Origin of the sequence: Psychromonas sp. KJ10-2 (genome assembly GCF_047323255.1) — a bacterium.
Classification (GTDB): Bacteria; Pseudomonadota; Gammaproteobacteria; order Enterobacterales; family Psychromonadaceae; genus Psychromonas.
Genome location: NZ_CP178827.1, coordinates 3,051,895 through 3,074,749 on the forward strand (window position 1 = coordinate 3,051,895; position 22,855 = coordinate 3,074,749).

20 protein-coding genes and 1 pseudogene are annotated in these 22,855 nt (G+C 37.4%); 16 read left to right on the top strand and 5 right to left on the bottom strand.

The features are described 5' to 3' along the window. Positions 1 to 23: 23 nt before the first annotated feature. Both ACLKL2_RS14855 and dnaQ read right to left on the bottom strand, forming a co-directional pair. On the bottom strand, positions 24 to 1,319 hold the full coding sequence (locus tag ACLKL2_RS14855; RefSeq protein ID WP_413692321.1) for a hypothetical protein: 1,296 nt from the start codon (positions 1,317 to 1,319) through the stop codon (positions 24 to 26). Further along, positions 1,310 to 2,026 (bottom strand): DNA polymerase III subunit epsilon, encoded by a 717-nt coding sequence (gene dnaQ / locus ACLKL2_RS14860; protein ID WP_413692322.1) that lies wholly within the window; start codon positions 2,024 to 2,026, stop codon positions 1,310 to 1,312. The genes ACLKL2_RS14855 and dnaQ overlap by 10 nt, the downstream gene beginning before the upstream one ends. A gap of 100 nt (positions 2,027 to 2,126) precedes the next feature. On the opposite strand from dnaQ, the gene rnhA reads away from it, so the two are divergent. Further along, positions 2,127 to 2,579 (top strand): ribonuclease HI, encoded by a 453-nt coding sequence (gene rnhA, locus ACLKL2_RS14865; RefSeq protein WP_413694337.1) that lies wholly within the window; start codon positions 2,127 to 2,129, stop codon positions 2,577 to 2,579. On the opposite strand, the gene ACLKL2_RS14870 is transcribed toward rnhA, so the two are convergent. After that, positions 2,576 to 3,310, bottom strand: a complete 735-nt coding sequence (locus ACLKL2_RS14870; protein ID WP_413692323.1) for a class I SAM-dependent methyltransferase — start codon at positions 3,308 to 3,310, stop codon at positions 2,576 to 2,578. The genes rnhA and ACLKL2_RS14870 overlap by 4 nt on opposite strands. A 38-nt stretch (positions 3,311 to 3,348) precedes the next feature. On the opposite strand from ACLKL2_RS14870, the gene gloB reads away from it, so the two are divergent. Then, entirely contained in the window at positions 3,349 to 4,116 is a 768-nt protein-coding gene (gene gloB, locus ACLKL2_RS14875; RefSeq protein WP_413692324.1) for a hydroxyacylglutathione hydrolase, read from the top strand. 57 nt (positions 4,117 to 4,173) lie between these two features. Next, positions 4,174 to 5,775: a LysM peptidoglycan-binding domain-containing protein gene (locus ACLKL2_RS14880; RefSeq protein WP_413692325.1), complete on the top strand. Its 1,602-nt coding sequence runs from the start codon at positions 4,174 to 4,176 to the stop codon at positions 5,773 to 5,775. Between the two features lie 105 nt (positions 5,776 to 5,880). On the opposite strand, the gene ACLKL2_RS14885 is transcribed toward ACLKL2_RS14880, so the two are convergent. Further along, positions 5,881 to 7,179, bottom strand: a complete 1,299-nt coding sequence (locus ACLKL2_RS14885) for a methyl-accepting chemotaxis protein (protein ID WP_413692326.1) — start codon at positions 7,177 to 7,179, stop codon at positions 5,881 to 5,883. Between the two features lie 510 nt (positions 7,180 to 7,689). On the opposite strand from ACLKL2_RS14885, the gene ACLKL2_RS14890 reads away from it, so the two are divergent. The 9 genes and pseudogenes from ACLKL2_RS14890 (at position 7,690) to ACLKL2_RS14930 (ending at position 18,145) form a co-directional block, all read left to right on the top strand. After that, positions 7,690 to 8,067, top strand: coding sequence for a hypothetical protein (locus tag ACLKL2_RS14890; RefSeq protein ID WP_413692327.1), 378 nt, complete (start codon positions 7,690 to 7,692; stop codon positions 8,065 to 8,067). 41 nt (positions 8,068 to 8,108) lie between these two features. After that, a complete protein-coding gene (gene prsK, locus ACLKL2_RS14895; RefSeq protein ID WP_413692328.1) occupies positions 8,109 to 9,728 on the top strand; it encodes an XrtA/PEP-CTERM system histidine kinase PrsK in 1,620 nt (539 codons plus the stop codon). Between the two features lie 113 nt (positions 9,729 to 9,841). Then, the gene (locus tag ACLKL2_RS14900; RefSeq protein ID WP_113817604.1) at positions 9,842 to 10,450 is read left to right on the top strand and encodes an XrtA/PEP-CTERM system exopolysaccharide export protein; all 609 of its coding nucleotides are present in this window, start codon (positions 9,842 to 9,844) and stop codon (positions 10,448 to 10,450) included. A gap of 2 nt (positions 10,451 to 10,452) precedes the next feature. Then, entirely contained in the window at positions 10,453 to 11,997 is a 1,545-nt protein-coding gene (locus ACLKL2_RS14905) for an XrtA system polysaccharide chain length determinant (RefSeq protein ID WP_413692329.1), read from the top strand. Between the two features lies 1 nt (position 11,998). Next, positions 11,999 to 12,757: an AAA family ATPase gene (locus tag ACLKL2_RS14910; RefSeq protein WP_113817602.1), complete on the top strand. Its 759-nt coding sequence runs from the start codon at positions 11,999 to 12,001 to the stop codon at positions 12,755 to 12,757. A 165-nt stretch (positions 12,758 to 12,922) separates the two neighbouring features. Then, on the top strand, positions 12,923 to 13,996 hold the full coding sequence (locus tag ACLKL2_RS14915) for a hypothetical protein (protein ID WP_413692330.1): 1,074 nt from the start codon (positions 12,923 to 12,925) through the stop codon (positions 13,994 to 13,996). Positions 13,997 to 14,030: 34 nt separating this feature from the next. Beyond that, positions 14,031 to 14,204 (top strand): hypothetical protein, encoded by a 174-nt coding sequence (locus ACLKL2_RS14920; protein ID WP_413692331.1) that lies wholly within the window; start codon positions 14,031 to 14,033, stop codon positions 14,202 to 14,204. 10 nt (positions 14,205 to 14,214) lie between these two features. Beyond that, a pseudogene (prsR, locus tag ACLKL2_RS14925) lies at positions 14,215 to 15,559 on the top strand (PEP-CTERM-box response regulator transcription factor). Between the two features lie 39 nt (positions 15,560 to 15,598). Beyond that, positions 15,599 to 18,145 (top strand): tetratricopeptide repeat protein, encoded by a 2,547-nt coding sequence (locus ACLKL2_RS14930; protein WP_413692332.1) that lies wholly within the window; start codon positions 15,599 to 15,601, stop codon positions 18,143 to 18,145. Positions 18,146 to 18,281: 136 nt separating this feature from the next. On the opposite strand, the gene ACLKL2_RS14935 is transcribed toward ACLKL2_RS14930, so the two are convergent. Further along, positions 18,282 to 19,229 (bottom strand): hypothetical protein, encoded by a 948-nt coding sequence (locus ACLKL2_RS14935; protein ID WP_413692333.1) that lies wholly within the window; start codon positions 19,227 to 19,229, stop codon positions 18,282 to 18,284. 234 nt (positions 19,230 to 19,463) lie between these two features. Here ACLKL2_RS14935 and ACLKL2_RS14940 point away from each other — a divergent pair, with 234 nt between their 5' ends. From ACLKL2_RS14940 to ACLKL2_RS14955, 4 genes are read left to right on the top strand one after another with little or no spacing between them, the layout of a single operon-like run. Then, entirely contained in the window at positions 19,464 to 20,261 is a 798-nt protein-coding gene (locus ACLKL2_RS14940; protein ID WP_258546816.1) for a WecB/TagA/CpsF family glycosyltransferase, read from the top strand. Positions 20,262 to 20,270: 9 nt separating this feature from the next. Beyond that, the gene (locus ACLKL2_RS14945) at positions 20,271 to 21,254 is read left to right on the top strand and encodes a sulfotransferase (protein WP_413692334.1); all 984 of its coding nucleotides are present in this window, start codon (positions 20,271 to 20,273) and stop codon (positions 21,252 to 21,254) included. A gap of 5 nt (positions 21,255 to 21,259) precedes the next feature. Continuing rightward, the gene (locus ACLKL2_RS14950; RefSeq protein ID WP_413692335.1) at positions 21,260 to 21,766 is read left to right on the top strand and encodes an MATE family efflux transporter; all 507 of its coding nucleotides are present in this window, start codon (positions 21,260 to 21,262) and stop codon (positions 21,764 to 21,766) included. Continuing rightward, positions 21,708 to 22,811 (top strand): lipopolysaccharide biosynthesis protein, encoded by a 1,104-nt coding sequence (locus ACLKL2_RS14955; RefSeq protein ID WP_413692336.1) that lies wholly within the window; start codon positions 21,708 to 21,710, stop codon positions 22,809 to 22,811. Before ACLKL2_RS14950 ends, ACLKL2_RS14955 begins: the two co-directional genes overlap by 59 nt. Positions 22,812 to 22,855: the final 44 nt, after the last annotated feature.

Sequence of the window (22,855 nt, forward strand, 5' to 3'; positions counted from 1 at the left end):
TGCTGTTTTTATCGCCATAGCGTTTATTTTTTAACTTTATTTTCATCCATTTCTAATGGTTTTAGCTCATCTAAAGAAAGAGTGTCCAGTGATAACTCTCCTTCAGATAGTAATTTTTTCTGTTTTCTCTTAAGGAAAAATAGCACCAGCGCAACAGTAATAACAATTAAAACAATAAGTACTAAAACGATTACCCATAAATATTGAAATCCACTGTCTGTTTCTTGCTCTATTTCAATTAACGGCTCATCAGCTTGTTGTGCAGTATCAACTGGTGCTGATACTTCGGTTGTTGATGGTGTTGGGGCAACCGTTGGCTCCGGTTCTTCAAGCTGAAATTGATATTCAGGTAAAACAAAGCTAATTTCACGACCATCTAAGGTATTGGCAAAAACCGTTCCTGAGAACGTATATGCATTATGTTGGAGCGTTTTTTTGATAGAAATACTGTTTTCAGTAATGGTTTGGTCGCTAAAGTGTATTAATAATTGTTCTTTAGTGTTTAAAGTTGGGTTGGTGAGCATTCCATCTACAATTACCGAGTTAGGATCGATCTCAGATGTGTCAATATTAAAGATAAAATGTGCATCATCGCTTTTGTTGTCAACTTGTTGAATATGGTAGGTAATCGGTTGAGGGAATACAACAATGTCAGCATTGTATCCTCGTGTAAAAATATTGTTCTTAGTTTTAACACTTAACAGATACCGCCCTGGATCAAGATCCATGAATATATGCGTGGTTAATTCCCCATCAAAAGGTAAAGAGTCGTAGTATTCACCGTTATCTTGATAAAGTGAGATAAGGTCTTGGTTGTCATTAACTAAGGTAGCAGTTAGTCGAGCACTACGTAAAAAATCCTTGTCAGTCATTACCTTACCGTCATTCATTAATGACACATAAGTGGTGAGAAATTCTTTTTGGTATACTTTAAGCGGTAGCTTTTTAACTTCTAGTTTGACTGGACTTAATAATTGAATACGGTTATCACCATTTAATGTGGCAATGGCTTGCCATGGACCTGGCATGGGGTTTTGCACGGTAATAATATCTTGGTTACGGTTATTAACCCAAGCGACTTGATCTTCAGGGTGGCGTTGAGCATACCATTTACTGCCATCCGGTTTAACCAACACTACCTTTTGTGAATGCGCAGCATGGTTAAGTATAATAGTCACTTGTTCGGTCTTGGGATCTATTCTGAAACGATTATCTAGTAAAGATATGTCATTAGGCGCATAAATTGTGTGTGCCATGGCACTGAATGCTGAAAATATTAAGCCTACAACTGCTATCCATTTACTATTGATTACCGCCATAAACAACTCCCTGATTTCGCCACTAAGTCTAATCGAGACTCATGGGCTGTTAACTCTTCTTGATTTGCATGAATAATAGGTAGCGGAGACGAAGTGTGACGTAAGCGTCGTCCGGTATCGTTACTGCCTGATTCATTATTTGCTAGATTAAGGTCTTTCTGTCCGCCTGACATTAATAGGTAAACATCAGCAAGGATCTCAGCATCTAATAATGCTCCGTGTAAGACACGGTGCTTATTATCAATACCATAACGGTCACATAACACGTCCAAATTGTTTCGCTTACCAGGAAACATTTTTTTAGCCATCTCTAATGTATCGGTAATAGTAGAGATTTCTGCAGTCGGTTGTGTCTTTTTATTTAAAAAACGAAATTCTTGATCCATAAAGCCAACATCAAAGGGCGCATTATGGATAACTAAATCAGCTCCTTTAATAAAGTCGATGAATTCATCTGCTATTTCTGCGAAGCGTGGTTTGTCATATAGAAATTCATCAGTGATACCATGTACTGCCATTGCTTCTGGATCAATAAGCATATCCGGTTGAATATAAACATGGTAATGACGACCCGTTAAGCGGCGATTAATCACTTCCACACAACCAATTTCAATAATGCGATGCCCTACGTATATCTGACCATCTTTATTCATACCTGTGGTTTCAGTATCTAATACAACTTGTCGGGTGAGTTTACTTGTGTTCATAGCCATCTCTATTTATAGTTGTTGCGCAGTTTGCTCTGCTTAATTTGCTGAGTATTAATGTACTAGTCTAACAAATTTATGTGATGGTAATAATGAAAAAATCCAACTTTATACAGATGGTTCATGTCTTGGTAATCCTGGTCCAGGTGGCTATGGCGCTATTTTAATTTTTAATGAGCATCGCAAAGAGTTGTCTGCTGGTTATGAGAGAACCACCAATAACCGAATGGAGATGCTTGCATGTGTCAAAGGACTAGAGAGTTTAACTGAGCCTTGTGAAGTGGATATCACTACAGATAGTCAGTATGTTCGCCAAGGGATCACACAATGGATCCATAATTGGAAAAAACGTGGTTGGAAAACAGCAGCTAAAGCACCAGTTAAAAATGTAGATCTATGGAAAGCATTAGACGCCGCTCAAGAAAAACATACAGTACGCTGGCATTGGGTTAAAGGGCATTCGGGGCACCCAGAAAATGAGCGATGTGATGACTTAGCTCGAGAAGCTGCGGAAGCAAACCCTACCCAGGTAGACCAAGGGTTTGATGGTTAAGATTGCGTTTTAGAGTGTGATTGTTTAGTGGCAACCAGGCGACGATTGATGATCGGTTTGTTAAATTTAAAACCTGTTTTAATTGGTGTCATGGGCGTACATTGTTTTTTGGCGACAATAAAATAAATGCTGCAAAAGGTAGAGAGGTATTGTCGACCTATTTTTTCTATCAAGGCTAATACGGCATTTTTGGGTTGTGGTGAAATGTAATCAAAGTGCTGTTTTTGTTTGATCTCAAAGCCTAATAAATGCAACCAATCAATGACTCGGTTTGGTGCGAATAAACGAGCCGTATGTTCACTTTTTGAAGAGAGCAGTGAGCGGCAGCCAAATAAACTGTAAGGGTTAAAGCCACTGATGATTAATATTCCATCCAGTGTTAATACCCTGTCTATTTCACGTAACAGCTGATGAGGGTCGCTAGAGAAGTCGAGCTCATGAACCAAAATACATAAGTCAATGGTGGCATTCTGAAACGGCAAATGATGTAAGTCACTTCGTAAACCAATATCTTCACCATCTTGAGCACAATTAATTTGATGGCGAATAGGGCATTTATTGGTTTTTAATTGTGTGCTTAAATGACCTAACTTTAATAGATGATAGCCAAAACAATGTGAGACTGTATTGTCTACCAAATGTTGGGTTTGTGCTTGTAAGTAACGTCCATTACTAAGTTGTAACCAGTCTGTGATAGGTGCTAACTTACGTGACGTTTTTGCTATTTTCATCTGTTTTCACCCCTAAACTGAAAAAGTTGAGATTAATTATGTTTACTGTATTAACTATACCTGCTTTTGATGACAACTATATTTGGCTTGTTAAAGATAGTCAAAGTCAACGCTGTGTTGTTGTTGATCCCGGTGACGCAACCCCTGTATTAGAAATATTATCTGCACAAAGCCTGACTATTGAAGCGATTCTGCTTACCCATCACCACCATGATCATACTGGTGGCGTGAATGAGTTAATTGCGGATAACCCTGAAATTAAAATTTTTAGTAAAGAAGCGCTTTTTGCTGGGGCAACATTGGTTAAAGAAAATGATCAAGTGTCGTTATTAGATGGACGTTTAACCTTAAACGTTTGGGAAGTGGCAGGGCACACACTCGATCATATTGTGTTTTATAACGATCAGTTACTATTTTGTGGTGATACTTTATTTTCAGGTGGATGTGGGCGCGTTTTTGAAGGGAAAAAAGAGCAGATGTACCAAGCGGTATCTCGCTTAAGAGGCTTGGATGATAATATTCAAGTTTATTGTGCGCATGAGTACACGCAAAATAACCTTATTTTTGCTTTAGCAGTGGATCCGAATAACCAAGATCTTATTGCTTATATAAAGCAAGTGAGCAAATTACGACAGCAGGGGGTACCAACCATTCCAACTAGTATTGCACAGGAAAAACGAATAAATCCATTTTTCCGTTATGATGATCCTGATTTATTAGCCAATGTGCAGGCTATTTTGGCAGAGCCAATCACTGCCGGAGAAGGATTATTCAAGGCTTTACGTACCCATAAAGATCATTTTTGATTCAATAGAGAAAAGCACATAGAATACACGGCCTACTTTTTTGAAAATGGCTCAACAATGAAATTGTTTTTCTCTATATTTTTTACCTTTCTCCTGAGTGCTTGTCAAAGCACTTCATTACAAACAACAGCCCCTGTTGAGCTATCTAACGACAATGTTTTAGATAATACTCAAGTAGCAAGCGCTAGTGGCGTAGTAAAACACACTAGCGTCACTAAAAGTGTTGATATTGAAATTCCCTTTGCAGAGAGGCACTACGATAACCTTTGGTTAAAACTAGCAGAAGGGTTTCAATTTGAGGTGCCTGATAACCCTCGTGTTACTGCGCAGCGTGATTATTACCTAAAACATCCTGCTTATCTTCAACGAGTGTCAAAGCGCGCGGAGCCTTTTCTGTGGTTGATCGTCGAGCAAATCGAAAACAACAATTTACCACTTGAATTGGCGTTATTACCGATTGTAGAAAGTGCTTTTGACCCATTTGCCTATTCACCTGCAGGTGCATCAGGCTTATGGCAGTTTATGCCAACTTCTGGGCAACGTTTCGGTTTACAACAAGATTGGTGGTATGACGGCCGAAGAGACGTTTATGCCTCAACACGTGGCGCATTGAACTATATGCAAGTGCTGCATAAATATTTAGGGGAAGATTGGTTATATGCTTTTGCCGCGTATAATTCTGGTGAAGGACGAGTAGAGAGAGCGATTCGAAAAAATAAAAAAGCAGGTAAACCAGTGGATTACTGGAGCTTGTCTTTACCTAAAGAAACACAAAAATATGTGCCTAAATTCTTAGCATTAGTTGATATTCTACGTAACCATGAAGCTTACGGTATAAAGCTACCGCATATTCCTAATACTCAAGCACTTACCTATGTCGATATTGGCTCACAAATGGACTTAGCTTATGCTGCTGAATTAGCTGAATTAAGTGTTTCTGAAATACAACTATTAAACCCTGCCTTTAATCATTGGGCAACCTCTCCTGAAGGGCCACACCGCCTGTTATTGCCAACGGCGATTGCGCAGCAGTTCTCAAATAAGCTGGCTAAAATAGATAAAAGCCAACGTATTCGTTGGGATCGTTATTTAGTGAGGTCGGGTGATAGCCTGAGTGTTATTGCTCAGAAAAAACAAACCACAACTCGTGTGCTAAAACAGATTAATGATTTAGATAGTTCATTTATTAAAGTTGGCCAAGCATTATTGATCCCAATTGCAACTAAAGAGCAACAGCAGAGCTTAGCTTTACAAGCTAAAGAGTATGAAAAAATAGCTGCCACTACAGCAACCACCAATAAAAAAGTGATTCACAAGGTGGTTGAAGGGGATACGCTATGGGATATCAGCAAAGAGTATAAAGTTACCTCCAAGCAAATTGCTAAGTGGAATGGGTTTAATGTTAAAAAGACGCTGCGTTTAGGACAAAAGCTAACGATTTGGAAGGCCGTGCCAACACTAGCGATTAATCAAAATAAAAATATCACTAGAAAGGTGACTTATCATGTTCGATCTGGTGATTCGTTAGGTGGCATTGCGCAGAAATTTAAAGTTAAAACAGCTGATTTAGTGCGTTGGAATAAAATTAAAAATAGTAAATATATTAAGATTGGGCAGAAGATCCAAGTATATGTTGATGTGACCAAGTCGAATACTTAATAATGGCGCTATTTAAGTCAGGCTGTTTATATCAATCACACTAACTCAATGTTATAGAACACGCTATTTTGATCTTAAGAATAGCGTGTTGGCTAACTACCTTAACTAAGTTTTATTCAGGCTATCAACGGTTTCAGAGACATTGTGTGCTGCAAGCTGTATATCATTCATTACCTTTTCAATATGAGAAATCTGTTCTCGTCCTTTTTCAGCAAGCTCTGCCACTGCATTAATCCCTTGTTGTACCTTTTCAGTGACCTCTTGATTATTAGCAACTACATCAGAGATCTCTTTCGTAGACTCAGCGGTGCGTGAAGCGAGTTGTCGAACCTCATCGGCAACAACAGCAAAGCCTCGACCTTGCTCACCAGCTCTCGCTGCCTCAATTGCCGCATTTAAGGCTAATAAATTAGTTTGTTCTGCAATACTTTTAATCGTAGAAACAATCGCTTGAATATTACTCGCTTGTTCACTTAGTATATCTATTTGCTCCGTCGTTTTAATCGTTCGATGAGAAATATCGGCTGATGTTTGTACTGAAGTGGTTAACATCTCGGAGGCTTGATTAATCATATTTACTGTTTCCAATGAAGTTTCATGCGCTACCATCGAAGCATGTTTTACTAAAGCTTCACGTTGGATGTTTTCCGTAATGTTACTGGCAAACTTAATCACCTTAATCACTTTATTACTTTGGTCAACAATCGGGTTATAGCTTGCCTCAAGCCAAAGGTCATTGCCCAAAGCATCCTTTCTTAGAAATTGCCCTGTTTTAAATTGATGCTGTTGCAAGTCTTCCCAGAAGGTTGGGTTGTCTTGATAAAAGCTATCATCACAAAACATTTTATGATGTTGCCCCTGGATAGCACTTAAAGGGTATTGGACGGCATTTAAAAAGTTGTCATTGGCAGTGAGAATATGACCCTCGGGGGTAAATTCAATAATAGCTTGTGATTTATCTAAGGCATTGAATACTGCTTCTTTAGACATTGAAGCTATTTTAGTTTGTGTTACATCTTTTGCTATCTTCATTATTTTTGTTACTTGCCCATTTTCAGTAATAGGGAAGTAAGTGGCTTCAAGCCAGATTATCTGGCCATTTTTATGCTTACGCATAAAGGTGCCTTTATTAGAATGCCCCTGTTTTAAGGTGTGCCAAAATGTTTGATAATCTTTACTTTTTACATAATCGGGGAAACACATATTCGAATGGTGAATACCTACAACTTCTGATTTTTCATAGCCTGCGATAGCCAAAAAAAGTGTATTAACATCAATGATTATTCCGTCTGCAGTGAATTCAATTGTAGGTACACTATTTTTGATCGAATCAACAACTGAGTTTGCTTGTTTAAGCTGTGATTGGCTTTGTGTTAGTTCATTTTTTATCTTGTTGTTAAACATCTTATATCCAGGAATTGTGGTGCTTTAGCACTCTTTATTATTTTGCTTGGGTGAAATTAACGTTGTTATTACTAACAAGTGCTACTAATTGAAAGCTATAGAGAAGGTAAAACGTAACGAACCTTGAGCAAGATCTCTAATAGGCCTGACTAAGGATTATTATTTATAATAATCCCCTTCTTTTGATTATTTATAAAATGACATGGCGATAGTATTAGTTAAGCTTTCAGAGAGGTAGTATAGTTTTCGATCAATTTAATTGTTTGTTAATTAAGCTATATTATTCGTATATTTATATCACCTTTAGGTAATGCTGCTATTCTTTAAGTTGTGACATTGCTACCCATTAGTAGATAATTCAAACCCTATAAGGGTAGTGACCACTATCAAACGTTGCAATTTTTTTATCATGAAAGCTATAATTGAGAATTGTTTAATAATTTCATATTTATTTCTGGTGTAATTATTTGAATTTATTATGTGTATGGATGCATAACAGAGAAGTGATACATGGAATTCAGTGTTAATTTATTTGAGGGTAATTGGTTAAAAAGCTCTGTAGAAATTGCATTAGCAATTATTATTCTTTTTAAAATACCAATTATGCGTATTAAAGTTAGTTTATTTGCCTGTGCTGTTATCTCAGTGATTTGGCATCTTTCTGCACCTGAAACAATTTCCGCAGCCTCTTTTTCATGGCGCTTCTTACTGTTAGAGTCACTTCGATACCTGTCTTGGATTATTGTTTTACTGTATCTATTAATGCTAAGCAGGCAATCCAAATTACCTAATAGTTGGGCCTATAGCTTATATACTGCACTGGCTATAATACTGACTTTATTTATCTATAATATAGATAACGATGCGTTATTCCCCTCCCAGTTTTAGCCCTTTACCTCAAAATTATGTTGAGTTTATTAGGGGTAGTCGTGTGTGAACAATTGATTCGAGATGATCACTCCAGTCGGATGACTAAATTAGTGGCTCTTGTGGCTTTTATTCTGTTTGCTTATGACATTATTGTTTTCTCTTTATTATTATTAAACAGTGACCTACACCTCTCTTTATGGAAAGCTCGTACGGTTATTAGCTCGGTTACCTCGTTGATTTTAGCATTAAGTATTATATTTTATGCTGGACAGTTAAAAGAACGTAGCCGTTTTAAATTGTCCAATAGTGTGATTATTTTTAATACCAGCTTAACCGTAGTTGGCGGTTTTTTAATTGTTATTGCCTTATTTGCTGCAACCTTTGATTACTTTGAAATTAGCTGGTTAAGTGCTTCCAAAGTCACCTTGTATGTTCTGGCTATCTTTTCTTTAATCGCATTATCCTTGTCTGAAAAAATCAGAGACAGTTTTGTTGTGTGGACAAGTAAACACTTCTTTGCCCATAAGTATGATTATAAAAAACAATGGATTCAGTTAGATGCACTATTATCAACGCAGCATAAAAACCAAAACTGCTATGACATTTCATTAAATGCACTAAAAACTATATTTCATTGTAATGCCGGTGGTATTTGGGTGAAAGGACAGCAGTTTTATACCTCAGTCGCGACGCAGGGGATTGATTACTCCGGCAGTTTACCGATAGAGCCGCATCACAGTGATTTAATTGAGAAGCTAGAGCAGGAGGAGTGGATATTCCAAGCGAGTACCTATGAGACTAAATACGATGCTCAATACAAATCCTATCTATCTGATTGGGTGCTAAATATTGAGGGAATTTGGATAATACTACCTCTTAATAGTGCAACCGGTTTAATTGGTTTTGCTGTATTGTGTAAAAATAATTTAAATAAGAAAGAAAAGCTGACCTGGGAAGATCTTGATCTCTTAAAGTTAACTGGGCGACAAATTGCAAGTTATATTAGTAAAGAGCAAGCATCTGAAAAGCTTATTCAAAATCAGCAGTTTGATATGTTTAATAAAATATCAGCCTTTGCCATTCATGATATTAAGAACCTCATAGCCCAACAGGGATTAGTGGTTAAGAATGCTGAAAAATATAAACATCATCCAGAGTTTATTGATGATGTTATTGCCACTATCGCTAACTCAGTGAATAAAATGGATCAGCTTCTTAAAAAAATTAAAGGGGAAGTTGAGTCCAAAACTATTAATTTACATGAGCTGCTTAAACAAGCGGTAAAAATGAATATGAATGGCTTGCCTAGTCCAACGTTTTCAACTGACTGTGAGAGTGCTTTTATTAATGGCGATAGTGATAAGTTACTGATGGCTATTAATCATTTGATAAAAAATGCGCAAGATGCAACAGATGATGATGGTGAAGTTAATTTACATTTACGTTGCCAAGAACAGCAGATTTGGATTGATATTATGGATACTGGCATAGGCATGGATCAATCCTTTATTAAAAATGAATTATTCCAGCCTTTTAATAGCACTAAGGAAAATGAAGGTATGGGTATTGGTGCCTTTCAGATACGAGAAATTATCCATGGTTTAAATGGGGAGTTAATTGTTGAAAGTACACCTAAAATAGGCAGTAAATTTTCAATATATTTACCTATGTTAAGTTAAAAGTGTTAAAAATAAGATAAGCAAAGATGGAAGTGCAGTGTGCGAGGGAGTAGGCATTAAATCAATGTTTTACTCTCAGGTGTTTAATAATTAAATTGAAAAGAGAGATGAATATGAAAAATTACGTGTTAGCACTATTTTGTGCGGTCATTATTTCAGGCTGTGCAAAAACAGAAGTATTAAGCGAAGCGCCTTATTCTGACCGAGTAAAGTTCTCTGAATATAAAATTGGTAACAATGACCAATTATTGGTGAGTGTTTGGAAGAATACTGAGTTATCAATTAGTGTACCAGTACGACCTGATGGCAAAATTTCAATGCCTTTAGTAGGTGATGCACAAGCACAAGGATTAACACCTGAAGTACTAGCCTCTGAGCTAGCTGATAAGTTGAGTAAATATATACGTGCCCCAAATGTTACTGTTGTTGTTCTTGCAGCTAATAGTGCATCCTATTCAAGTCGAGTACGTATTACTGGCGCTGTAAACGGACCATTATCTATTCCTTATTACACGGATCTTAATGTGTTAGATTTAGTGTTAGAAGCAGGTGGACTGACTGAGTTTGCTAATGCTGACCAATCCATTTTATATAGAAAAACGCCTGAAGGTATAAAACCTTACCATGTTAATGTTGAAGATATCCTATATCGTGGAATATTAGATACTAACTATACGTTACGTCCATCTGATATTTTAATTATTCCTGAGAGTGTGTTTTAACAATGGATATTACTGAGATTTTTAAGTACGCCGCTGTTGTTTGGCGTGAAATGTGTCAGCGAAAGTTTAAGGTTGCCTTTGTGGTAACCTTAATCAGTTTCGCGATTATGTTTGTCGGTATATTGCGGCCACCAAGCTACTCTAGTTCCATTACTATTTTTGCAGACAATCAAAATATTATTAAACCCTTATTAGGCTCTAAAGCTGAAGTGACTGAGCTTAAGCAGAATAGGAGTAATCAGGTACGCGATATTATTTACTCTCCTCGTATTTTGTCTGAGGTGGTTGATAGTGTGTATGGTGAAAATGCTTTCCCTACTGCGTTAGCGAAAGATATTAAGATCAGTCAAGTACGTAATAATCTTACTGTAGAAGGGCGCTCGGGTAATTATATTCAAGTGTCTTACAAAGATGATACTGCCAATAGAACCTTCGAAATATTAAATAAAGTAGTGTCAGTCTTTATTGAAGATAGTGCTGATACTAAGCGCGAAGAGAGTCGAAGTGCATTCAATTTTATTGATCAACAAGCCGCTTCTTATAAATCTTTATTACTAAATGCCGAAGAAAAGTTAAAAAGCTTCCAATCTAATAACTTTGATGGCACTGAAGATGAAGTTAATAGCCGAATCGCTAGTTTACGTGCGTCTATTGAAGAGATGAATATTCAAATTCAAGAGAGCAATACACGTGTTGGTAGCTTGAGAAGACAGTTATCAAGAGAGAGTAAATACGCTGATAACAATTATGAAAGTGCTGTCTATAACAGTCAGTTAAGAGAGTTAAAAAAGCAAAAAGCAGCGTTACAGGTTAACTATGAAGATAGTTATCCGGCGATTATCGATATCAACTATCAAATTAATGATCTGGAAAAAGTGATTGCTGAAATTGGCACTAAAGAGAGTACTGAGAGCTCAGTGGGTGCAGATTTCAATCCTCTATATGAAGAGTTGAGAAGTTTGTTGTCTGCCGCTCAAGTTGAGAATCGTACCTTAGTAAATCGCTTAAAAGCCTTTAATCGTTTATTAGATGAATCCTACGAGCGACGTAAACGAATCGCTAATAATAAAGCTGAGCTATCTGAATTAACACGTGATTACAGTGTTTTCCAAGAGCAATATGAAGAGATGCTAACCAAAAAAGAGAAAGCGCGAATCTCGATGGTATTGGATATTCAAGGTCAAGGCGTAAACTATAAACTGCAAGAAGCAGCGACGTATCCTAACACGCCGATCGGTGCTCGTTTTATTCACTTTTTCATTGCCGGACCACTGGTCGCCTTGTTAGCTATTATTGCTGTGTTTGTCGCAAAAATTCTAGTCGATTCAAAAATCAGATTCTCATCTGAAATTAAAAATATCGAAGGCACTATGTTGTTAGCGAGTATTCCGCACGCGAGTTGTCGGTCGGAGAATAAAACGCGCAGACTGCATAACACTTTCCTACTGCTTTATTACATTGTCTGTATGTCTGGTTATGTTGCGATTGCGCTTGCCTTTAAATATGGCGCGTCTCTAGACAACATCATTAGATTAGGAGCATTTTAATATGTCTGTATCTGAAACCTCTCCAACTAATAACACGGCATTAAAAAGTAATGATGCCCTGATGCCTGACTCAACAAAAAATAATCAGATCACTGAGATGGCTGAAGCACCTTTGTTGTCGGCAAAAGAGTTAGATGAGCTTAAAATAATTTATCCTGGAATAGATGATTATAAAACCCTCAATGCTTATCGAGAGTTGCGTACTAATTTGTTTAATAAAATGAATCACAATAACTTCATTTGCATGGTGACTGGGATCTCTCAACAGTCAGGAATAAGTCATGTCAGCATGAATTTAGCAACCAGTATTGCCTTAGACCAAGGTAAAACAGCATTAGTTATTGATTGTAATATTTATAAACCGCGTATCGCTTCTTACTTGAAGGAAAAGCCAACTTTAGGCTTAACCAACTTTTTAGCAAGAGATACGGATGCGATCACCGATATTATCTACCCGTCAGGCATCCCTCGAGTGCGTGTTATCCCTGTTGGTAATAATACGATCCATGCTGCTGAGCTTTTTTCATCGCACAAGATGCAGAGTTTTATTAACTCAGTAAAAAATCGTTACCCAGATCGTTACATTATTATCGATACGCCACCAATTGGTTTATATGCAGAAACACAAATATTAGCCTCTATCTGTGATACGGCTTTATTAGTGGTGGGATATGGTCAATCTAACTTGCCACAGGTTGAAGCTGGTATCGATGCGCTAGGTAAAGATAAATTGGCTGGGGTTGTACTTAATAATCAATAATATTGAGTATGAAGTAATGATTAGACGAATCAGTAAAAGCCTAAAAGTATGAGATAGCTGGCAGTAATACATTGGGCTAAGTATTAAATTATAAGGGTCTAGGTGCTCATTAATCTTCATAACGGAATAAGTCATTGTTAGATTTAATATAGGCGGTGGATAAATATGAAACTAAATAAATGCTATATGAGATTAATTGAGATTGGCTGTTTGGGGTTAATCCCAAGCATTGCATTAGCCAATGATTTACCTGGTTCCGTGAGTGAGAGCTATGTGTCATTTGGTTTATCACACACTCAGAGTGATAACATTACTCAATCCTACACTGATAAGCAATCAGGATATGAACAACAAGCCGACCTTGGTGTAGGCTATTATAACCAAACAGCGACTAATCGTACCGCTTTAGACTATGCTGCTTACTACACCACTTATAGTGAAGACAGCTTAGACAATGAGGGTGATGTATCCGGTAGCTTGAACATCAATCAACAGCTGTTTAGCAAAAACCTGATGCTGAATTTAACTCATTATAGACGTACTTATTTACTCGATAAAGCGGGGCTCGATGTTCCTGATAATACAGGTGACCGAGACGTATTTACGGTTAATCCAGTATGGACAATCCCTTACTCTGAAAGAGCTGGTGTTGAATTAGACTACGACTTTACTGCGACGCGTTACAGTGACGATGATAATCAAGAGTCTAATCGTAATGGGGTTGGTGTCACTTGGTATAATGCATTAAATGCAAAAGCTCGTTTAGACGTTTCTACAGATGTGAAAAAAATAGACTATCTTTCTTCTGACTTTGACTATATACAAACTAATGTAAACACTTCAATCAATGGGCAATTACGTAAAGGTACATACTTAGTTCAAGTAGGTTACACTCATTTAAACTCTGACCAAGGTGATGAAGGTGGCGCTATATTCAAGCTATCTTATAGCTATCAATTTAGCCGCCAGACGTTATCGATCAGTGCACAAAGGGAGTTAAGTGACTCTTCATTAGGCTCTGGTATTGATGCAGAAGATAATAGCAATGAAAGTGCCAGCGATGACGTTGAAATTCAGTGGGTAGATAGAATCGATTTACAACACCAGTTTTATATTACTAATCGTTTAAGCAACAGTAATAGCCTTTATTACCAGCAAGAAACTGAAGTCGTTGATGATGACGTTGACCCTCGTTGGGGGGGCAACGTATTTCAGTTTACAAAACACCAAAAAAATTAACACATTTTTGTCACTTAGCTATAGTGAATCGACAGTGAATACAAACTTTGATAAACAAACGGCTAGCGCAACAATTGGAAGTAGCTATGCTTTCCGGCCTCATTTAACTTTTTCTCTACAAGCAAATTACTATAAACAAGCGGTAGAAGAAGAAGCAAGTAGCTACGATGAAATGCGTTATACCGCGAGTGTCGAGTTTAAATATTAAGGATTGAAGATTGAAAAATAACAAAGCAGATGCATTATTGATTGTTGAAGATGATCTGGGGTTACAAACTCAATTGAAGTGGCACTTTGCTGACTACAATGTCATTACAGCTGCTAACCAAAAAGAAGCTATTTCAGCGATACGTTTGCATGAACCTAAGGTGATGATTCAAGATTTAGGCCTGCCACCAGATGAAGATGGGGTGACAGAAGGTTTCGAATTACTGCAACAAGCGTTGCACTTAAGCCCGCATATGAAAATTATTGTGATGACGGGAAATGAAGGCAATGAGCATGCAATGCAGGCGGTAAAATTAGGCTCCTATGACTTTTATGCTAAACCGGTCGAACCAGATACTTTAGATCTGATCGTACAACGTGCCTTTCATATTTATCATTTAGAAGAAAAAACAGGCAATTAAGCAATCAACAAGAATCGATGTTAAATGGGTTAATTGCTAGTGATACTAAGATGCTAAAAATTTGTAATATGGTAGAGAAAATAGCTCCAACTGATGCATCTTGTTTACTTATTGGGAAAGTGGTACAGGCAAAGAAGTCATTGCAAACTCGTTGCACCAATTGAGCCTACGTAAAGATAATAAGATAGTGGCTATTAACTGTGCAGCAATTCCGGAAAACCTGATTGAAAGTGAATTGTTTGGTTATGAAAAAGGGGCTTTTACAGGTGCAGTTAAAAGCACGGTAGGTAAAATTGAATTAGCTCATAAAGGCACACTGTTTCTTGATGAAATCGGTGATATGCCATTGCATCTACAAGCCAAATTATTACGTTTTTTACAAGAGCGAGTGATTGAACGTGTAGGTGGAAGAAAGCAAATTGATATTGATACTCGCATTATTTGTGCAACGCATAAAGACCTCGATAAATTAGTCGAGTCAGGAGAGTTCAGGGAAGATCTTTATTATCGTATTGCTGAAATACAAATAGATATTCCGCCACTAAGAGAACGTGGTTCAGATAAGTTATTATTGGCTAAATATTTATTAAATAAATACGTTAAAAAGCAAAAGTTACAAATTGTTGGTTTTTCTGAAGATGCTGTGAATGGGATTGAAAACCATACATGGCCAGGTAATGTCCGAGAAATGGAAAATAAAATCAAGCGTGCGGCGATCATGTGTGACTTGAAATATATCAGCGCAATAGATTTAGGGTTAGTTAATGAAGAGCCAGCTCCATTAAACCTTAAAGAGATTCGACGCAATGCTGAAGTGAATGCATTAAAGCAAGCATTGATTGCTTCTGATCATAATATTAGTGCTGCGGCTAAGTCGCTGGGAATTACAAGGCCGACCTTGTATGACCTGATGAAAAAATACGATATGCAATAATTATAAAGCTATTTCAATTACCTTTTATAAGGGAAGAAAATGAAAAAATCATCTACTGTCACCTTTAGTTCTCTGCTATTAGCGAGCAGCTTATTCATTACTGCATGTAATGACGATTCGAATACTGAAAATGTCGCAGAGTTGGCTCAATATAGCCAACAAGGTAAAACCTATTTAGATCAAAGCCAGTTTAAAGCTGCTATTAACTCTGCGAACAATGCCATTGTTCTTTATCCTAAACATCAGGATGGCTTTGTTATTTTGGCTAAAGTTTATAATAAGCTGGGGCAATCGAAGCAAGCTTTAGACGTGTTAAACCGCTATCAAGGTGATAAAGACGCTGATTTTTACCTGTTGCTGTTAGAGTCTTATCAACGTACTAAAAAAGTGATTTCAGCAAGAAAACTGATTGAGCAAGAGTCTGATCTGCTATCGACAAAAGGAGATAGCTTTAAGTTATTACAAGCTAAGTTGTTACTGCTAGAAGATAAGCCTGATCAAGCCTTATCTATGTTTACAGAATTACAAACAGAGCCGGGCTTTGAAAGTGAAGGCTTTATTGGTGAAGCTAGAATTGCAGCAGGCACTAATGATAAAGAAGCAGCGCTATCGCTATTAGAAAAAGCAATGTTAACCGAGCCTAAAAACACTGAAGCATTAATGTTAAAAGGCTTTTTACTACTGGAAAAAGGCGAGATAGAACAAGCTGAAAGTACACTCTCTTTTGCGTTAAGTGAGTTGCCTTCGTCAGATATCTTCACACCTGAGCGTATCAATATTCTTAAAGCATTAACCTCTATTTTAACGTCACAAGGACGTAGTTCAGAGGCGTTATTATACTCTCGCATATTGAGTGATGAATTCCCTACAGCAACAACCATCAACGAATACTATGTTTCTGCGCAGGAGTATTATAAACGTAAGCAATTAGGTGAAGCGAAAGAAGCATTACATAAAATCTTGGAACTAGACCCTAAAAATAAAAAAGCCTCAACCATGCTTGGTGTTATTTTGTATACAGAAGGGGACGTAACTGGCGCTGAAAAGTACTTAACAGGTATGATCGATCCAGAAGTGAATACGCCTCAGTTAACGCAAATCTATGCCATGACACAGCTTAAACTCAACCAAAGTAGTGATGTGTTAAATATTCTTGATGGCGTGATTGAATATGAAGAACGTTTAGATACATTAACCTTGTATGCCATTGCTGCGATTGGTGAGAAACAGTTCGATAAAGCTGATGTTGCTATACAACGTATTAAAAATCTCTTTCCTAATTCACCTAAGTTAACCTTATTAGAAAGTAGTTATTTAAATGAAAAATCACCAGGGGAAGATCAAGCGGTATTAGATCTGTTATCTGCCGGGCTAGCCAAAAATAGTACTGACTTATCTTTACAAACTGCTTATTTGAAAAAATTATTAGAGATGAAACAGATCGAGGAAGCTGATCGTTTTATTAAGAATGAAGCAGAGAAACCAGGCGATGCAGTCGGGACGCGTTTACTTATTGCTAACTATTATTTATACCGTCAACAGTATGCGCTAGCTGAACAATCTTTTAATCAAATAATTAAAGCCTCTGATGATGTACAAGGTTACTACGGGTTAGCACAAAGCAAACAGTTACAGCAAGATTGGTTGTCAGCGTTCACCTATTATAATCAGATTATTGATTTATACCCTGAACAAGTAAAAGCCTATTACGGTGCCGTGATCAGCGTGCAGCAACAAAGACAAGATCCTCTTAAGATTGAAGAGCGGTTATCTGCTAAACATAACCCTAGCGTATTAGCATTGGTGTTAGCTGATTATCAGTACCAGAAAAAGCAATTCGCTGATGCTGATAAAATGATTAAAAAAGCGATTAATCTTCCAGTCGATCTGGTGGATAAAGGGGATACATTACAGCAACAGATTAGTAATCAAAGAATTATTGCTGCTATCCGCTCTAAAGATTATACCAGTGCAAGAGAGCTGACTTTGGCACAGTTACAATTGACTCCAACTCAACCTCTGTTTTTGATGAGATTAGCTGCCATCGAGACATTATCTGGTCAATTTACTGAAGCTGATAAAGTATTAAAACAGATTGAAGCTATGTTGCCTGATAATCCGCAGGTGGTAGTGTTAAAAGCACAATTATCATTAGCACAAAAGGATGATGCAACGGCTGAACAACTATTATCAGATGAGTGGAATAAACAGAATAATGATCAAGTGGCTGTTGAGTTGTATAAGGTTTATCAACGAACAGATAAAGCGAAGGCAGAAGCATTTTTAAGCCAATGGTTAGTTGCATCACCAGCCAGTTTATACGCTAATTTAAATAGCGGTATGGCTCTGCAGCGAAAAGGCGATAATAAAGCTGCAATTAGCGCCTATGAGAAAGTATTAAGTGTTGCGCCTAATGAATTAACTAGCCTAAATAATGCAGCCTGGTTATATGCATTAGACAACGATCCTAAAGCTGAAGCCTTAGCCGCTAGAGCTTATCAAATAGATCCTAATAACCCTGCTATCTTAGATACTTACGGTTGGATTTTATATCAAGCCAGGAAAAAGAAGAAGCCAAGCCTCTGATTAAAAAAGCCTTGGAATTGTTACCTGACGATGAAGAGGTCCAAAAACATTGGGCTGCTGTATCTGAATAAACCAAGTTTACCCAGTGTTTGAATGATCGAGCACTGGGTTAACGGGGCAGAGTTTTAAAAGTAATTTAAATATTGCTAGCCATGCTAGGCATAAGGTGTCTAAAATTTTGGAAGGTTTTACACTGTAGTTGGGGATGATTATTTAAAAATTGATCCAACTTAGTTAAGGAGTAGGGGGCAAGACTTTTAGGGTGTCCCATAATATTAAAGATAGCATTCGGTTGCTGTTTATTATGAGCGCGCAATGCACTTTCTAACTGGCCAGCTTTAGCACCATCTATCATCACTGGACCAAAGGTCGTTTTTGTTAATCTGTCGATATAATATTGTTTATTGGCGACCATGGCTTGTCCATTACCAAAGCTTTTAAACTGTTTGCTTGATAGCTTCTTATGGAAAGCTAATTTCCAAAAGAACCAAGGAGAGGTTCTGAAGGCACTAATCGGGATTTCTAAAAATTGCCCTTTAGGATCTGGTTGTAAAGGGTCTGTAGAGAAAGTCCAATAAGCCTGTTGTGGCATATCAGTAAAATCAAAGTAGCGGGTAGGGTCAGATGAGTAACCTTGATTAAATAAGGTACTATCTAACCAGATACCATTACTTGCTAAAGCTTTAGCTAACCTATCAAAGGGTTGTAAGCACCAACCTCCAGCACGATATGCAAATATTGGCTGTAAAGTGCAAGATGTTAATTCTGCTTTATATGTACGTACAATCTGATCAATTTCAAGGTCTGAAAAATCGTGTAAGCGATAGCGTCGAGTTTCTATACTCCAACCGTTTTTATCGTAGGTGCTGTCTACCCAATGAGGATGAATATGCAGCTGTATATCATGACCTGCTTTAGATAGGCTTAATAGTTGCTGTTTAATATCATTATATTGTTGTTGCAATTCAGGGTAGTTTTTTGCGTACTCTTTTAACTTAACTAAGAAACCAGCATCAACAAAAAGACAAACTCGACTATTATGCTTATTTAAAACAGTCAATAATTGATTAGTTGGTGTGATCATACAGTCTTCTACTGAGCCGGTATTTTTACCAAAAAAAGTTCATAATCTAGGCTGATTAAATAATCTGTTTTTGTCATTTTCATGTCCTTGAAAGTGCAGTAAATACCTATTAAGGCTAGCTTTTTAATGTTTTATGTGAAAAATAATACATTAAAAATATAGGAAGATTTACAACACAAAAAACTACTGTTATGTTAATTGGCTAAGCCATCATATACGCTAAGGAGAGGCTAAGTGAACGCAGACAAGTCCCCTTCAAAAGACCCTTTCACACGCTATCAAGTACAACAACCTACCATTACTATGTTTGGTATTAATATACATCCCATGGGAATGTCTCAGGCATTAGATGTTGTTCATGAATGTATCACTTCTAAACAATCTTTACACGTCGGTATGTTGAATGCCGCTAAGGTTGTGAATATGAAACGAAATCCGGCACTAGGTGAAGATGTACTCTCGTCCAATTTAATCTTAGCTGATGGAAGTGCCGTGGTACTTGCAAGTAAAATCCTTAATAAAAAGCTGCCTGAGCGGGTCGCAGGTATCGATCTGATGCATGGTATTTTAGAAAGAGGTAATACTGCTGGTTATCGTGTATTTTGCCTTGGTGCAACTGAAGAGGTTTCTGAAGAGATTGAGCGACAAATTAATCAGCATTACCCAGGTGTTGTGATCGCTGGACGACAAAATGGTTACTTTTCTGATGAACAACAGCAACAAGTTGCTGAAAAAATTGCCGAAGCTAAAGCAGATGTGCTTTTTGTCGCGATTACCTCTCCTAAAAAAGAGCAATTTATGGCCAAGTGGGGAGAAGTGATGAAAGTCCCTGTTGTACATGGCGTGGGTGGTTCATTTGATGTGTTTGCAGGTAAAGTCAAACGCGCTCCATTGATATGGCAGAAAATGGGGATGGAGTGGTTGTATCGTGTGTTACAAGAGCCAGGGCGTTTATGGAAACGTTATTTAGTGACCAACACTCTGTTTATTTTAATGCTACTTAAAGAGCTTATTAAGCCAGCTAAATCATGAAGATAATAGATGACGAATAAAAAACAACAATTGATTTATCTGGCTGCGGCCAGTCATTCAGGTTCTACAATGACAGCAATGCTGTTAGGTGCACATCCTGATTTATGTAGTGTAGGTGAATTAAAAGCGGTTAATTTAGGCGAAAAAGAGAGTTATTTATGCTCTTGTAAAACGCTAGTAAGCGAATGTGGATTTTGGCAAGGCGTCACTCAAAAAATGGATGATAAAGGCCATGATTTTTGTATTTCTGAGGCAGGAACAGATTTTCGTACTGGTGCAACACCCTATGTCTTACGTTTGTTAAAGCCGTTAGTACGTTCTCCTCTGATGGAGCTTGTTCGTGATACTTTACTTTGCTGCTCTCCAGTTTGGCGTGAAAATCTACCTTTATTACAAAAACGTAATGCTGATTATGCTCGTTCAATCGCCGAACAAGCAGGTGTTGATATCGTCGTTGATTCTTCAAAAATTGGTATTCGATTGAAGTATTTATTAAAGAACCCTGACTTAGACGTTAAAGTGATTTGGGTTGTACGCGATGGTCGAGGTGTTTCCTTAGCTTATAAAAACCCGTCAGAATTTGCCGATGCTAAAAATCCAACGCTACGCGGTGGTGGAGCTGGAAAAACACAAGAGCAAGGCCGAGGAATTGAAGTTGGCGCTCATGAATGGGTGCGTTGTAATCAAGAGACTGAAGCGGTATTAGCAACCATGCCTAAAAAGAACTGGATACAAGTACATTACGAGGATATATGTAATAACACAGAGCAAACCTTGGATACCTTGTTTAATTTTATTGGCGTAGACCCTGCTAAAAAACGCTTAGATTTTAAAACGGTTGAACATCACGTAGTAGGGAATGGCATGCGCTTAGATGATTCTGAAGTGATTCAGTTAGATGATCGTTGGAAAACCTTATTGAGTGAAGAGGAATTGCAAACCTATTACCAAGTCACTGGTGATTACCATAGCCGTCTTGGTTATTTGGAATAAATCGAATGACAGATAAAGTGGAACCACAAAAAGCTGATTTAACTGGGCAGGATCGTTTTGCATGGAACTTAATGGTGAGTTGGGCTAGTCAGCTTGTATTGATCTTTTCTGGTTTTATTATGCCACGTTTGGTGGATGATAAGGTAGGGCAAGCGGCTTTGGGTATATGGGACTTTGGTTGGTCTTTTGTTAGTTATTTAAGTTTAGTTGGTTTGGGAATGGGAGCTTGTTTTAATCGTTATGTTGCAAAACATAGAGGTGCAGGTGAATTAACTTTACTTAATTATGTTGCCAATTCAGCTTTATTTGTACAGTTAATCTTTGCTGCTGTGGCGATGTTAGCTACCGTTTTATTTTACCTATTACTGCCGCCTTATTTTGGCGAAACCCTTGCTGAGAATACGCATACGGCACAGTTAGTCATTCTTTTTAGGGGGTGGGGTTGCTTTTCAAATGGCTTCTGGTTCGGCAAGTGGATTATTAACTGGGTATCATCGTTGGGATATACATAATGCCTTACATGCCGGCGATAGTGTGCTATCAATTATTTTAATGGTTTTAGCGCTTTACCTTACTGAATTAAGTGTTGCAGGGATGGCCATTGGTTATCTAATATCAACAGTCATTTTCCAATCCCTTAGATTTGTATTTGTTAACAAAGTCTGTAAAGAGTTTAAGTTTAATTTAAAGATGGCAAACTGGAAAACAACTAAAATGTTGTTGAAATTTGGCATTAAAAGTATGTTATCTAATATCCCTCCTATCATTTTGTTACAAACGATTAGTGTGATGTTGGTGAGTTCTATTGGTCCTGCTGCACTTGCTATCTTTGCTCGTCCTATGGCGTTAACTAAGCAAATTAAAACATTCATGACGAAGTTTACTCTGATGCTAACTCCTACAACAGGATCAATGCAGGGTGCTGGAGATGCGCAAGCGATTCAAGCACTATTTATTAATACTACTAAACTAAGTTTTGCTTTTGCTCTACCGACTCTAGGCTTGTTGTTTATCTATGGCGATGTTGTTTTACATTATTGGATGGGAGCTGAATATGCACTATGGCCATTAGTGATGATCTTAGCAATTGGGCAGCTACTTCCAATGGGGCAAGATACCTCTATTCGAATATTAATGGGCATGAATCAACATGGCCGTATCTCTATTTTTGCTTTTGTTACGATTTTTGTATTATTTGGGATAGGACTTTTATTTACGGGCCTTGAGCAATGGGAACTAACCACGGCTGCTCTATTATTTGTTATTCCAATGAATATTGTTTATGGCATTATTGTACCTATTTATGCATGTAACGAGCTTAAGCTTTCTTTAAAAACCTATATTTTCAATAGTTTACTTAAGCCATTTCTTTATATTATTCCTTTTTATACCCTGCTTTCTTTATCGCGCAATGAATATAATCAAGGTGAGTGGTTAAATGCGTGGTTGTTTTTTGGTTGTGCAGGTATTGTTACCTTAACGATTTACTTCTATTACTTAGTACCAATACAGCTACGAAAGAAATGTTTATCTCGATTTAAGTTGCAATCACCATGAAGAAAAAAATACGGTTAGCCTAAGAAAGTACCCATATCCTTACC